Genomic DNA, 14,217 nt, shown 5'->3' with positions numbered 1-14,217 from the left:
GATAAAAATGTTTAAACGAATATTGGTTGCGGTCGATGGCTCATACTCAGCACTCAATGCTCTGGATAAGGCGATCGAGTTACAACGCCTTACCGATTGTGAATTGTTTCTATTAAGCGTTTATAAACACCATAGCTTATTTGAGAGCTCTCTTTCGATGGTACGCCCAGATGACTTGCAGATCCCTGATCAAGCTTTAAGTGAGTATGCTCGAAGCATCGTCGAGCAGGCAAAGCAGCATGCAAAAGAGCAAGGCGTGACACAAGTACGTGGCTTTGTAAAAGGTGGGCGTCCTTCACAAACCATTATTAACTTTTGCAAAGAGAAAGAGGTCGATTTGATCGTCATGGGAGCAAGTGGCACACATACAGGCAAAGATGGTATGTTTTTAGGTAGTGTGTCACACCGAGTTGCCGGACACGCGACATGCCCAACAATGGTTGTTTAACTAGTTACTGTTCTGAATCAAAAAGAGCTACCAAACACGAAGAATAGTCCGGTAGCTCCTTACCTATCTCTAGCACACAGCTGACTTAAAGTGGATTGACATAACTCTGAGCTTGACGGTTCATTTGCTCACTTTTATAAGCAAATTCAACCCCCTTATCTCGTTGTCGTTCACTAATTGCCGTCACCCTGTGATATTCATCATTAACGCGCAAAACGTCATCTTCTCTCTCTTCCAAGCTTGAATGTAGACCAGCATATTCACTAATCAGTCGTTTCATCTCATAAAAGCTTCTCAAGCGCTCTTCACTTGATTGAAGATATTGTTTTGCGGTGCCTTCAAATAATCCATATTGCTCTACCAAAGGGAGCATATGAATTTGTCTGATTCTACGTCCAGCATCATCCGACCAAATTGCGGATAGGGTTTGAGACTGTTCTTTGAAGCTCTGTACCGCAAGAGCAAGCTTCATTAACTCGTCTTCCAAATCCATATGATTGCGCTGGTAGAAAGCTGTATCAAATGTTGGTTGCATAGTTATCCTAGAAATACAGGGGCATCAAATGCCGCAAGCAAATTGGCTTTATTCTCGAGCGCGTAACGAACTTTATAAATTTCATAAACCAGATCCTCTTGGATCTGTTCATTATTACGTAAAGCTGTATTAGCGACAGAGTTATGCTGATGAAGTTCACGTTGACAGTTTTGTTGGCTGAAAACACAACTTTCAATACTGTTTAGAATGTCGTCCATCTGCTCCAATACTCGACGCTCTTCATCCAAACTGTATCGAGCGTTTAGTGTATTAGTTTTGGCATCTTCCGCACTAGAAAGGGCTGAATAAGAGTGCTTCTTGGCTACTTCCATATCCGCAACCGCTGACATACTGCCCTCGACTTGGTGAGAAGCACGAGAGTACTCTTCACGCGCGGCGCTGAGCTCTTGCCTTGCCACTTGTTCTTGCGATCTTGCTGAATCCAATCGACTAGAAGCCGCATTCAACGCATGAAGTTCTGCAGTCGCTGGATTGCGACGGTACTCATATTGCGCATTGCCACGGCTATCTTTACCAACATAAACTTGAATCATCTGCGAACGAGCATAATCATAATTTGACTTTGCTGAACGGTAATCGCTTTCAGCTGCTCGAGTTTTTCTCTCTGCTTGGTCGAGATCATATTCAGCCGATGTCACTCGCTTATGAGCGCGAGATTTCCAGTTTTGAGCTTGAGCCAGCTGATTTTGCCAAAATGAATGAGACTTTTTGGTGCTTTCGAGATCCAGTTGCGCTTGAGTTAACTCTTTTTCACGCTCATCTAGAGTACGTGCCGTTTGCTGATAGTTTCTCTCATGGCGATCCCAGCGTATTCTTTGCTCGTCCATTAGTTCTGCATAAAGAACCGCAAAACGATGAACGTCACTATCAAGTCGATTAGTATGCTCCACACCATGACTTTCCGTCAGTGTTAATACTTTTCGCACTTCATCACTGAGTACACTTTGAGATTGTGACAAGAAAGAAAACTCTTCAAGCTGAGCGATTAACCACCTAGGTTGCATGTGCTTCTCCCCTTTCTTTCAGCTCAGCAATCTCTTGAGCACACTCCATTATGAGTTGTTCCAGCAAATGCTGATACTCAGAGAATTGACCAGCTAAGACCTGAAATTGCATATCGGCCTCTTCAGCGCCTTGTCCCTCATAGCTCTCTTTTAACACAACCCAAGCAACATGCAGCTCATGATGCGCCTGTTCTAGATTTTTTAAACTACGCTGAGAACGTTGCTCTAAAGTTTCCAGCGCGGTTAACTGATGACTATTCATGCAAATAAGTCCTCAATACGTGCAGGCGGTATTCGAGACCTGATTGCAAGCCAGGAGCTAGGCTATGCGTGAGTTTGGATGCAACAGTATCTAGGTCAGTCGAAAGCGTTCGAAATGTATTAGCCTTAGAATGAGGCAACATCGCTGTCACCTCATCTGTTGGGTCGAGTAGCTCTCGCTGGCACTGACGGACAGCTTCAGAGAAGCTGTCCAATTGCGTCACAAACTGTTGTAGGTTTTGCTCTACATCGTTTAATGACACGTTATTTACTCCATGATTGTAGATAGTTATTTAGCTGATTTAGCTCACTAACATGATCTTCTACATCGCGGTAGCAATACGGCTTAAATTTAACTGGGTAGTTCTGTGATGCATTTGCGTATAAAGCATAGACAGGAACACGAGTCGTTTGTTGAAGTAAAGCAGCATGACGAGACTTAATTACACAGAAGCTGTCATCTTCTGACATTTGCAATACTACTTTGTGTTTGAATAAATCAACATCACGGCGGTCAAATACCTTGGTTACCGCACGTACGTTGTCAAAACTCATTACGATGTGGATGCCGTATTCAGCACCTTGCTCTAGCAGCTCTGAAATAATAGCACCTAAGTCACCGTGCTCTTTAACGCCATAGCGTCCAGCTTGTTGCTGTAGTTCTGTCGCTCGTTGCGCTTCATTAACCACAACATAGATGGTCGATTGAGCCAGCATTTGTTCTTCGTCCATTGATTTTCGACGCTCGAACTCTGCTTTGATGTTTTCCATATCACTCGCAAATTCAGCAACATTTTCGCGATAATGAGTTGCGGAACTGTCGCACATTTCCAGAGCTCGGCTCATAATACCATGCCATGGAGAACCTTTAATCGCACGTTCAAGCAAATATACCTGATATTCACCAGCCGCATGATTGATTGGCAATTGAGCCAGCATATAGCTTAACATTCCCGAACGAGCTTCAGCTGATTCACCAACAAGTAGCAAGTGTTCGTTAGTACGTCGGCGGATAACGATGTTCGCTTGACCATGAATATTCATCTCGCGACCAAGCCAGAAGTTAGCTGGCTTCTCAACCGGATACCACTCTTTTTGTCCCAAACCCTGTTGGTGCTCAGGCATGTTGGCGAAGTCAATCCACTCTTGCTGAGTTGGTTGCGATGTATAGGTAGCAAATAGTTTTTCTAGCTGAGGGTTTTCACTCAGATTTGGCTGACCAGAGCCATCAAGTAAAATTGAGTGATGGTGGTTAGCCAGCGCTTGTTGTTGCCATTTTTCTGCAAGTTGCTTAATCAGATCTAAACGTAACTTATCTGACAAGTACGTCACTCGACCAGCACGGTTTTTATCATCGTTAGCCGCAGAGTCATTGATAACAACTTGACCAGCTTCTTTACAAGCACGCAGTAGTCGTTTGCCATTTGGACCAAACTCTTGCAGTGCCGTCACATCAGCCTCGCTCATCTGCATACCAATACGCAAGTGAATGTTACCGAAGATGCTCTGCTGATTCTGCATGCCAGACGCACCAAAGCGCTGCGAGCCAACTAACATATGGATACCCGCACTTCGACCTTGCGTCGCCAGCTTTTCCATCAAATCCGAACCTAAACCGTCACGGTCATCTTCAAACAGAGTTTGATATTCATCCACAACAAGAAGAATTCGTGGTAAAGGCTTCTTAGTCTCTTTACGATAATCTCTTAAATTTTCGAAGCCTTCACGCTTAAACATTTCATTGCGTCTAACCATTTCTTCTACTAACTCGCCAAGCACACTGCGCGATAAGTCAGGAGAAGTATTGAGTGATACAACCTTGGCATGTGGTAACGTCGGATAGCACTTAAACTCCACACCTTGTTTGCCATCAATCAAATAAAGCTGTAGCTCATCTGGGCTATAACGACAAGCAAGACCCATGATAAACGCATGATATAGGTTCGATTTACCTGCACCGGTCATCGCACCCAACATACCGTGGGCACAGATTTGGCGACCATTACTTTCACCAAACCATAATTCAAGGTCATCTTTTTTAGCGCCAGTACCACCAACAGCTACGCGAATCTCGTGTTCCGTATCGCCTTTCCACCATTTCTCTGGGTTGGTGTCCGTCACGTCAGTAAACTCAAGCTTATTCTCTTTTGGTTTCGCTTTCGCCACGCAATCTAAAATGGTATTTATCGTCTCGTCACAGATAGCTTCTGAGGCAATCATATACATATCAAGATCAGGGATCGCTTTAGTATGATTTTCGCTAGCTCGAATGTTTTTTAAAGACTCAAACCAATCCATTGATGCACCATTAGGTAACTCAATGTCCTGGTTATGTTGAATAAGCACGTATTTACCAGCAACAGAACCTGTATTAGCTATTTGCGCCAAAAGTTCAATTGAACGGCGGTCATAACCTTTAGGGAAGTTTGACGCCACAACGAATTCAAATTTCTCACTACCACGAATTTCAGGATCAACATCGATCAAACGACGAGTACGGTTATCAAGGTAGTTTTGCTTAATGCGTTTAATGTCATCCAATACTTCCTCTAAAGTACGAGAAATATCGTTACTCAACGGACGCTTAAATGGTAACTGCTTAATGTATGGAAAGTTTTCACCCATCTTTGCCGGATCTAGTAAGCAGAACTGCGCACCATATGGCAACATAACACTCAAGCGCATGATAATTGTATGCAATGCATCTTGAGTCCACTCTAAACTATCTGCTCCAGCTGGATAGTAATAAGTATCATCGCCAGACATAAAAGGAACCGTGACCGGAATTTTAAAGCTCTCGTCTTCAATCACTAGCTCCTGATAACCGATCACCAGCTCATTAGGGATATACTGAGTATTAAAAGGGAAGTCATTCCAGTTTTGGGCTTTCAGTTCAGGTGCATCGACTTGCGATAGCCACGACATCGCTTGTTGAATAGTTTGCTTTGCATCTTCAAGCTGCTGCTTTTGCGATGCAACTTCTTGTGCCAGCACACGTTCCGCACATTTTAGGATTTCATTTTGAACTTTGGCATGTTCAGCAACACTACTTTCGATGTTTGGATATTGCTCAGCTTGATCAAAAGTATATTTAATTTTACTGCTGGTCAGATTTTGGATTAATTTATTCATATCGAGTTACACGTGTTTATAAGTTGATCATGTTTTTGACAAGATTTACGTAGTGCTGAAAGAGCTGAGGATCATTTTCCTTGAGAGCAAAAGCGAAGCCGCCCGCACACAGAATAACTGCGATAATGCTATTGCGCATAAAGCGACGCTTCTTCAATACTCTTTGTCTTTCGGTCTCGATTTGCTGACCAAGTACCGCCCTTTGTAGATGAGCATCCTTAATTGGTTTAGTAACTTCTTCGAACTGTTTTGCCACTCGTTGTTCATCTTGAGACAGCTGATTAAACTGCTCGTCGTTTAATAGTACGCTCTTAGGATATGCTGAGATTTTATCCATACTAGAAATGGTAAACGCTTTAGGATTAATGTTATCGCAGCGCTCAAAAAGTGAGTGCAGCGATTGTTTTAATTCAATTAATTTCGGGTCGTCTAGGACTTGCGGAATTTGTCCTGCATTTTTGATCGAGCTGAGTTGGTCATTCAATGAAGGAGATTTGAACTTTCCCGCATAGTTCAGCGCAGACTGGCTACTATGCTGAAGGTTCTGAAAGCTGTGATTACATTCAGAAATACGTTTTTCGGAATTAACTTTTTTATCGTATTCCTTTTTAAAAATATCGTGAAGTTCACGAACAGTTCGGTGCTCTTTTAGTTCTGCAACTGACATTTTAATTGATACCTGATTTATGTTATTTCGGTTCCATTTCTAGCGATAGGCAAAGCCCTGCTTAAGCTAACGCATTTTTATAAATGAATGAATTAACAATTAGATATATTGCAAATGAAAGGTTGCATATGTGACTCAACTCACAATAGGTACACCGCACAAATGAGACTTTGAATAAAACATAGTTGACAATAGAAAATAATGACTTGTTTACTTTCCGATCAATATGGTTATACATCAAGCAAAGAGTCTAGAGCACGGAAAAAAGAGAGCTACCCAACACTGACAAAAGGTAGCTCTCAAGCACAATTCTGTGGCTTCAAACTTAACAACTTAGAGCAGTAGATATCATTGCTTACTCGTTAACACGATCACGTAAGACGTATTTTTGGACTTTACCCGTCGATGTTTTTGGTAATGCGGTAAAGATGAACTTCTTCGGCACTTTAAAATGCGCCATTTGACTGCGGCAAAATGCTATCAGTTCTTCTTGAGTCAGGTCGATATCGTTTTTGGTTTTAACGAATGCGCAAGGCACTTCACCCCACTTTTCATCCGCCATGGCGATAACTGCGACCTCTTCCACATCTTGGTGACGGTACAAGACATCTTCAATCTCAATACTCGAGATATTTTCACCACCCGAAATGATGATATCTTTAGAGCGGTCTTTGATTTCAATGTAGTTGTCTTGATGCCATACCGCTAAGTCACCGGTATGGAACCAACCTTCTGCTAATGCTTCATCGGATGTACTTGGGTTTTTCAAATAACCTTTCATCACGATGTTACCGCGCAAGAAGATTTCCCCCATCTCTTGACCATTTTTCGCTACGGGCTCCATGGTGATCGGGTTGGCAACCATTAACTCGCCTTGCATAGGCGCACGCACACCCTGACGGGCTTTCATGCGGGCACGTTCAGTATTGTTAAGGCTATCCCAATCACGTTGCCAATCACATACTACACATGGTCCAAAGGTTTCCGTTAAACCATAAACGTGAGTCACTTCGATGCCTAATGCTTCCATACCTTCGATAACCGAGGCCGGTGGCGCAGCACCCGCGGTCATTGCTTTAATCTGATGGTGAATGTCCGATTTTAAGTCCACATCAGCATTGTTCATCATATTAAGCACTATGGGTGCGGCGCAGAAATGGGTCACTTTATTTTGTTTGATCGAATCAAAAATCGCATCGGCACGCACGTGGCGCAAACTCACACTCACACCTGCCGCCGCTGCAATCGACCAAGGGAAGCACCAGCCGTTACAGTGAAACATAGGTAAGGTCCAAAGATAAACTGGGTGTGAACCCATATCCCATGACATGATGTTACTCACCGCATTTAAGTGCGCGCCACGATGGTGGTAAACCACCCCTTTAGGATTGCCCGTTGTACCGGAGGTGTAATTTAGTGAGATCGCTTGCCACTCATCGCTTGGTGGGTAGTACGAATACTCTGGATCACCATCAAGAATAAACTCTTCATAGGTCAGCTCGCTGATCAGGCTGCCTTCGGTATACAGAGGGTCATCAATTGAGATAACCAGTGGTCGGTGAGCGATCATCTTTAACGCCTTCTTAACCACCTCGGTAAACTCTTTATCGACAATAACTACTTTGCTTTCCGCATGCTGGAAAATAAAGGCAATCGCATCCGCATCCAAGCGGGTATTTATGGCGTTAAGCACCGCTCCTGACATAGGCACACCAAAGTGCATCTCAAACAGTTCAGGTAAGTTCGGGGCAATCACAGACACCGTATCCCCTTCACCAATCCCTTGCTTTTGCAAAGCGGATGCGAGCTTGCGACAACGAGTTTCTGTCTCTTGCCAAGTTTTATGAATATTCCCGTGTACCGTTGCGGTGTAATTCGGATAAACACTCGCTGCCCTTTCTAAAAAACTTAGCGGACTGAGGCTTTCGTAGTTTGCTGGCGTTTTTTCTAAACCAATGTGATAGATATTATGTTTACTCATAGCAATTCTTCCTTAGCGCCCGGCGTAAACCGGGCGAAAACATTCCTTACTTGATCAATCTTCGAGAACTTCAATCGGCTCTTCGGCTTCCATTGGCTCCGCATTTTTACGGCGGTACTCAATTAGGAAATAAAGCGCTACACCCGCCAATAACCCGTAACCTGCGCCATAAACGGCCAGCACGACACCCATGGTGCCTGCTACGCCCATTTGAGTCGCATTACGAACTTGCTCTACACCCACAGAGATACACAGATAACCGGTGATCAGCAGCGTGATAGACAACGCGATCGGCAATACTGGTTTAAATAGCGTGATCAGAGGAAGTGCAAACAGTGCGATAAAACCAACAATCCAGAACACACCCGCGCCACTGTAAATACTGTCCATCGCACTACGACCATGACGGTATCGCTCCGCGATTGTCGCCATCGCACCAGTAAATAGTGGCCCAGCTAAACCTGGGTAAGGAGCAAAGAAAGAGTGAATTAAGTTACGCAGTGCGGTGACTAAGTGAACTCGGTCAACGTTGACTTCAATTTCTTCATCTGGACGCAAATGATCAACACGGTCAAGCAGGCTTTTCCCGACAATGATGTCACCAAACGCGATAACGTAAGCAATCAAGGCAGTAGGAATCGCCATCCAAAGCATTTCCAAACTTGGTAGACCAACCGTAAATGGCAGATAATTAATCATCTCGCCAAATGCTGGCGTAGAGACACCAAATTGAATATCCGGCAATGGATACTCACTGACTGCCCAGCCAACACCCATCGCAACTAAGGTGCCTGGAACCATGCCATAGCCAGCAATCACTTTTGCCCACTTATGATTATTTACATAGTCACGAAAATTGAGAGAGAAAAGGACATACGCGGTGACTAAGAAACCAATAATTAAGGAAACCGGAGTGTTTGCTAATCGCCCGCCTTCACTGATTTCACCAGTTAACGCCGCAATACCAGCACCAATCAAAATACCGGCTTTGATTGAATCAGGGAAAAGATCAACCAATTTGCTGCCCAAGCGGGTAATACCTAGTATGAAAAAGATCACAGTAACAATCAGTTGTAGCCCCACCAGCGCACGAATAGCTTCTGGACCTGGCTCAAAGTTACCTAAAAACAGCAGTACCACTGGAATCGCTGGTGTGATCCAACCGGGAACCATTGGCACCCCGAGTAAGTTCGGCAGCATAAAGCCAATGCCACAGACTACGACATACGCCAACGCAACGTCATAAGGTAGACCGAGGTATTTTTCGAGTAACGGAATCATTGCCATCCCGACCACAAACATGATCATTCCTTGGATGGTTTCCGCCATTTCCCAGCGGTAGTGAATAAACGGCAAGCGAATCTTAAAAGGTCCAGCGGGCCAGTATGGCTGCTCTTTTCCATGAGAGCGTTTAATGACTGACATGCGTACTCCTATTTTTAGTTAGTATTACTTGTAGGTATCAGTGAGTAAGTTTTTTATTGCAACTCAACCTTGTAATAGCAACCATGATGCCAGTGTTAATTTTTTGTATAAAACAATTAAACTTAAACATTCACAATGAAAACAACTGCGTTTCAATTAACCCATAAGCAATTGAAATGAATTAAATAATATAATTGATAATGTTTTATTTATATATGGTACGACCAGAACTAAAATGTTAAACAAAGGTAAATAATGACAGTATTTTATCTATCGAGAGATTGTTATGAGCGCCAATCGCTCACTAACTTGAGCGGTTAGCGCTCAGAGCGCTCAACGTATCTAGTCAGGCAAAGAAGATGGTGGGTAGGCATACCAGTCACCAAGCATACGCGTGGCAGGGAAAAAGCCGTCAACTTGTTGGGTTGTACCAATCGCTTGATACTGCATTATTTTGTGTGTCACAGGGTCAATATACGACTGAAAACCTTGAGGGTCTTCGGGCAGAGAAACTTTCAGGCCGGGCAATGCTTGATGCAAACCAACTAAACTTTTTCGATCAGCCTGATACCAAGCCGCTTCTAGTACTTTCATTACCGTGTAAGCATCTTGGGCAATAAAGGTGGGAAAGCGTTTGGTTCGCTGGAAAAATGCCTCAATATAAGCTCGATTCTGCTTGGTATCAGGCCAGTTCACATGTGAGCGCCCAGATAAAACGACGCCTTCGGGTAAAATATCGCCCAACCGCGAAAGGACAAAATAACCACCGCCGGTATCAAAATTAACGAAGTGAGTGTTATCAAGCAGTCCGGAGCGCGCGGCTTGCTCTAAAAAACTGACTAAATCGCGAGTCCAATGCCCACTGATCAACACATCGGGTGGGTCCGCCAACAACGCTTCAATGTATAACCGATAGTCGGTCTCCCCTAGCAGACTGTAGAACTCATCTTTAATTTGATACTCAACATTATAAGCGTCAAGGCTGGTCATCATCGTCTGCCAAATCTGATGACCATATTCGTAATCTGGACCAATATAAGAAACGGTCTGCCACTCCAATGTTGGCTTCACATCACGCAGGTAACGCGCACCCGCATCACTTGACTGAGAAGCATCATTGTTCAGGTGGAAATACCAAGCATGGCGCTCATCTTCGGTTAATCTTGCTGAACTATGTCCGGCTCCCAAAAACAAGATTTGGTACTGCTTGGCAAGTTGTGAAACCTCTAAAGCAATATTGGAGTTCACCACTCCACACAACACATCGACCCCTTGATTGACAAAGCCCGTGGCGATTTCACGTGAACGAAACTGCTTACCCATAGTATCGGCTACATACACCCTTATCTTTGGCGAGTCAGGTAACGCATGGATCTCTTCCAGTGCCATAGCCAATGCCACTACAGCGTCGTTTCCCCACAGCGCAGAAGGACCCGTTAAAGGGTACATACACCCTACTTCGAAATCCGCTTGTTGCTTACTCACACCCAGTACGATTTGACTGTGAGCCATGGTGCTCACCAGTAAGCCAATGACCAATAATGTAAGAGAAGTCAATCGTTTACTCATGCTTCTATTCCTAGCTTCTGCAAGCGCCGTTTAAGTGCATGACGGGAAATATTAAGCAGCTTTGCAGCATTGCCCTTGTGTCCGCCACTTTGCTCTAAAGCATGCAGAATCACTTGTTTCTCTTCATCAGCTAGACGAGATGAGATTGCTTCTAAACGTTCGTCATGACAAGGCTCATTATGAACTTCTGCACCTTGGGATAATCCCGCTGTTAAAACAGGCTGCGATGATGCCAACGCACCAAACTCAACGGGTAATTTATCCGTGTCTATCGATACGCCGCTGTACAACACCGATAAGCGCTCTACAAGGTTCTTTAACTCTCGAATATTACCCGGCCAAGAGTAATCAATAAGTCGTTGCAGCGTTGCGGGCTGGAAACCAATCGGCGCACTCTTACCGGCATATTGCTTGGCAAAATGCGCCAATAGCAACGGAATGTCATCCGCCCTTTGGGCGAGCGATGGCAAGGTTAATGGCATCACATTGAGGCGATAGTACAAATCAGCACGAAAACTCCCCTCTTCCACTGCGGTCGCTAAGTCACGATTAGTCGCGGTGATGACTCTGACATTCGCTTGTTTCTCCTTAGTCGAGCCTACAGGGCGATACCGCTGGCTCTCAAGAAATGAGAGCAATTTCGCTTGCAAAGCTAAGGTTAATTCACCCACTTCATCCAAAAACAGAGTGCCCCCATCAGCACTATCAATTAAACCCGAACGTGAGGTATTCGCCCCAGTAAACGCGCCTTTCTCTACACCAAATAGCTCCGACTCAAGCAAACTTTCTGGCAATGCTGCACAGTTCACCTCAACGAATGCCTTATCCGCAAGTTCACTCTGACGATGCAATTCATTTGCCGCTACGGTTTTACCCGTCCCAGAATCGCCAAGCAGTAACACGGTTCGCGCTTGGCTTCTGGCCACTAATACAAGATCACTGACTAACTTAGCCATAATCGATGTTTGTCCTATCAAACCTTGTTTGGTCGGCTCTGGTCGAGAGAGATAAGGACTCAACTGTGTTTTCAGTTCGGTCACATCAAAGGGTTTGGTGATAAAATCCTTCGCCCCTTGTTTGACGGCTTCAACGGCCGTTTTTATATCTCCATGTGCTGACATCATAAATACCGCACTATCGGGCAGCATCGTATTGAGCCTTTGCAGAGGCTTAAGATCTGCACAATCTGGTAATCGTAAATCGAGTAAAATTGCACTCGGGCGTAGCGCATTCGCTTTACTCAAACCTTCTTGCGCATTGTGTGCGATTTCGACGTGAAACTCTGGGTCACGTAACGCGATTTGCAGTGAACGAGTTAGCGCGACTTCATCGTCAATGATCAATAACGTGGGTTTTATTTCAGCAAGAGCATGATCAGCTGTTTGATTCACAAAAAGACTCCCTATCAAACCTCAATATTGCCTCAGTGCCCATCCCGGGCTGGCTGTAGAATTCCAAAACGGCGTGGTTCATCTCCGCAAGACGCTGTGAAACCGAGAGACCTAAACCTGTTCCGGTGGTTTTTGTTGTATAAAATGGCTGGCTAATCGTCGCGATTTGCTGCTCTGACATACCACAACCTTGGTCAGTAACCACTAAAGAGATACTGTGGTTTGTCACTACAATGCTTAATTCAATTTCACTGCCAGGCTCAGATGCCTCTAGCGCGTTAATCAGCAGGTTCATCACTATCTGTTGCAGTTGATTTTCATCCGCTTCGACAGAGACCTGATTTTGCAAACAAGTGTCATCTAGCTTAACCATCACCCCACGCTCTTTTGCCATTGGGGCAATGAGCGAAGATAGCCGTTGAATCAAATTCGCCAATTGCACTTGTTTCGTTTCTGGATCCGGTGGGCGAGCATAATTTAGCAAACTGGAAATCAATTGATTGATACGATCAATCTCACCCACCATCAAACTCTGTAGCTCTCGGTCTTCTTCTTTGCCCTGTGATAAAGTTTGCACGCACACTTTAATCGTTGCCAAGGGATTACGAATTTCGTGGGCAATACCAGTTGCAAATTCACCCCATACCGCTTTGCGCTCTGCTTCCCCCCGAGCCAGCATTAACGAGTCTAAGTGAGTAGTCATACGATTGAATGCGCCAGCCAGTAGAGAGATCTCATCATTGCCAGAAACTGGAATTTTCACCGCCCAGTTGCCCGCTGATACGGCATTGGCAACGTCGATCAAAGGGACGATCCGACGCCGCACTCTTTTAACTAAGAAATAAAAAAATGTTGTCACTAAAGAGAGCACCAACACCGCCATTAGCAATACCAGCAAACGTTCATGCTCTCTCGCGAGCAGCGGTTCGCTGCGCGTAAAGCTAATCAGTTGCCAATCGGCTACTATGGCTTCTGCTTCTCCAATGACAGTTGGTTTATCAACCTCTCTGGCCAACGCATCAAAGCAAGATTCATTGGTGCTAGAAAATGGACAAAGCATGGTGTCATCATAATCACCAACGGACAGATAATAGGTTAAGCTGGCAAGACGTAACTGAAAGGCCAGATAGCCAACCAACTGCTGGCGGTTACCTGATGCATAGACGGGCTGCGCCATTAGATACCAAGCCGACTTCCCTGGCGTAGCCATTTGTGGGCCGATTAAATAAGCGGAAGCAAACCTCTGCTTACTCAAGGCGGAAATATCAAACTCACCACGCCCCCAATAGGGATAACCGCTGGCGCTTTGCCCAGGCAACGCATTAATTAATTGCCAATTAGAATCGAAAAACAGCGCCCCATAGATTTCCGGTCGGTCAATATCAAAATGAATCAGACTTAATGTGGTTGAGGAGTGCTGAAAACGCTCTCCTGGTTGGAATAGCCCTGTGATTTCAGGTAGTTCAGACAGTGCTTCTAAGGCATGCAGATGCTGACGACTGTAGTGATAAATACTGTTTTGGGTCTGCAAAAGATCTTGCTGTGATCGCTCTCTTGCCATCTCTGCAACCAATCCGGCGGTTAATCGATCATACACCACTATCGTGACTAATAATGGTAGGCTCGCCACCAACAGCGATAAGAGAAAAAAGCGTCTAACGAGGCTATTTTTCCAAAACCGGATCGATTGTCTACTGGTGTAAGCCATAGCGCCGCCTAGCAAGCTTAAGTTAGGGTTCTCTCCTGCTTAATTATTATTTGATAAATGTTCTATGCAGGTTCA

At 44.6% G+C, this 14,217-nt stretch carries 12 protein-coding genes; 1 reads left to right on the top strand and 11 read right to left on the bottom strand.

All coding sequences use genetic code 11. The features are described from left to right. Positions 1-7 precede the first annotated feature (7 nt). Positions 8-448, top strand: coding sequence for a universal stress protein (locus GZN30_RS04560; protein WP_075652491.1), 441 nt, complete (start codon positions 8-10; stop codon positions 446-448). Positions 449-533: 85 nt separating this feature from the next. On the opposite strand, the gene GZN30_RS04555 is transcribed toward GZN30_RS04560, so the two are convergent. The 11 genes from GZN30_RS04555 to GZN30_RS04505 all read right to left on the bottom strand — a co-directional run bounded on the left by GZN30_RS04555 (position 534) and on the right by GZN30_RS04505 (position 14,142). After that, positions 534-983, bottom strand: a complete 450-nt coding sequence (locus tag GZN30_RS04555; RefSeq protein WP_075652490.1) for a hypothetical protein — start codon at positions 981-983, stop codon at positions 534-536. Between the two features lie 2 nt (positions 984-985). Beyond that, on the bottom strand, positions 986-2,008 hold the full coding sequence (locus tag GZN30_RS04550) for an AAA family ATPase (RefSeq protein WP_075652489.1): 1,023 nt from the start codon (positions 2,006-2,008) through the stop codon (positions 986-988). Beyond that, positions 1,998-2,270, bottom strand: coding sequence for a hypothetical protein (locus GZN30_RS04545; RefSeq protein WP_075652488.1), 273 nt, complete (start codon positions 2,268-2,270; stop codon positions 1,998-2,000). The genes GZN30_RS04550 and GZN30_RS04545 overlap by 11 nt, the downstream gene beginning before the upstream one ends. Next, a complete protein-coding gene (locus GZN30_RS04540) occupies positions 2,263-2,532 on the bottom strand; it encodes a hypothetical protein (RefSeq protein ID WP_075652487.1) in 270 nt (89 codons plus the stop codon). The genes GZN30_RS04545 and GZN30_RS04540 overlap by 8 nt, the downstream gene beginning before the upstream one ends. Before the next feature lies 1 nt (position 2,533). Next, a complete protein-coding gene (locus GZN30_RS04535) occupies positions 2,534-5,401 on the bottom strand; it encodes an FtsK/SpoIIIE domain-containing protein (RefSeq protein ID WP_075652486.1) in 2,868 nt (955 codons plus the stop codon). A gap of 16 nt (positions 5,402-5,417) precedes the next feature. Beyond that, a complete protein-coding gene (locus GZN30_RS04530) occupies positions 5,418-6,068 on the bottom strand; it encodes a hypothetical protein (RefSeq protein ID WP_075652485.1) in 651 nt (216 codons plus the stop codon). Between the two features lie 355 nt (positions 6,069-6,423). Further along, positions 6,424-8,049 (bottom strand): acyl-CoA synthetase, encoded by a 1,626-nt coding sequence (locus GZN30_RS04525; RefSeq protein ID WP_075652484.1) that lies wholly within the window; start codon positions 8,047-8,049, stop codon positions 6,424-6,426. Positions 8,050-8,103: 54 nt separating this feature from the next. Further along, entirely contained in the window at positions 8,104-9,474 is a 1,371-nt protein-coding gene (locus tag GZN30_RS04520) for a solute carrier family 23 protein (RefSeq protein WP_075652483.1), read from the bottom strand. Between the two features lie 342 nt (positions 9,475-9,816). Continuing rightward, on the bottom strand, positions 9,817-11,043 hold the full coding sequence (locus tag GZN30_RS04515) for an ABC transporter substrate-binding protein (RefSeq protein WP_075652550.1): 1,227 nt from the start codon (positions 11,041-11,043) through the stop codon (positions 9,817-9,819). Next, positions 11,040-12,434 (bottom strand): sigma-54-dependent transcriptional regulator, encoded by a 1,395-nt coding sequence (locus GZN30_RS04510; RefSeq protein WP_197739795.1) that lies wholly within the window; start codon positions 12,432-12,434, stop codon positions 11,040-11,042. The genes GZN30_RS04515 and GZN30_RS04510 overlap by 4 nt, the downstream gene beginning before the upstream one ends. Beyond that, the gene (locus tag GZN30_RS04505; protein WP_083627243.1) at positions 12,418-14,142 is read right to left on the bottom strand and encodes a sensor histidine kinase; all 1,725 of its coding nucleotides are present in this window, start codon (positions 14,140-14,142) and stop codon (positions 12,418-12,420) included. The genes GZN30_RS04510 and GZN30_RS04505 overlap by 17 nt, the downstream gene beginning before the upstream one ends. Between the last annotated feature and the right edge of the window lie 75 nt (positions 14,143-14,217).

Source organism: Vibrio ponticus (assembly GCF_009938225.1).
Classification (GTDB): domain Bacteria; phylum Pseudomonadota; class Gammaproteobacteria; order Enterobacterales; family Vibrionaceae; genus Vibrio; species Vibrio ponticus.
The sequence above is the reverse complement of the archived record's forward strand: the minus strand, read 5'-3'. Positions and strand labels throughout refer to the sequence as shown.

Coding starts and splice junctions, on each gene's coding strand:
- GZN30_RS04530 (WP_075652485.1), bottom strand. CDS start 6,068: ATGTCAGTTGCAGAACTAAAAGAGCACCGAACTGTTCGTGAACTTCAC.
- GZN30_RS04550 (WP_075652489.1), bottom strand. CDS start 2,008: ATGCAACCTAGGTGGTTAATCGCTCAGCTTGAAGAGTTTTCTTTCTTG.
- GZN30_RS04505 (WP_083627243.1), bottom strand. CDS start 14,142: ATGGCTTACACCAGTAGACAATCGATCCGGTTTTGGAAAAATAGCCTC.
- GZN30_RS04515 (WP_075652550.1), bottom strand. CDS start 11,043: ATGAGTAAACGATTGACTTCTCTTACATTATTGGTCATTGGCTTACTG.
- GZN30_RS04555 (WP_075652490.1), bottom strand. CDS start 983: ATGCAACCAACATTTGATACAGCTTTCTACCAGCGCAATCATATGGAT.
- GZN30_RS04535 (WP_075652486.1), bottom strand. CDS start 5,401: ATGAATAAATTAATCCAAAATCTGACCAGCAGTAAAATTAAATATACT.
- GZN30_RS04520 (WP_075652483.1), bottom strand. CDS start 9,474: ATGTCAGTCATTAAACGCTCTCATGGAAAAGAGCAGCCATACTGGCCC.
- GZN30_RS04545 (WP_075652488.1), bottom strand. CDS start 2,270: ATGAATAGTCATCAGTTAACCGCGCTGGAAACTTTAGAGCAACGTTCT.
- GZN30_RS04560 (WP_075652491.1), top strand. CDS start 8: ATGTTTAAACGAATATTGGTTGCGGTCGATGGCTCATACTCAGCACTC.
- GZN30_RS04525 (WP_075652484.1), bottom strand. CDS start 8,049: ATGAGTAAACATAATATCTATCACATTGGTTTAGAAAAAACGCCAGCA.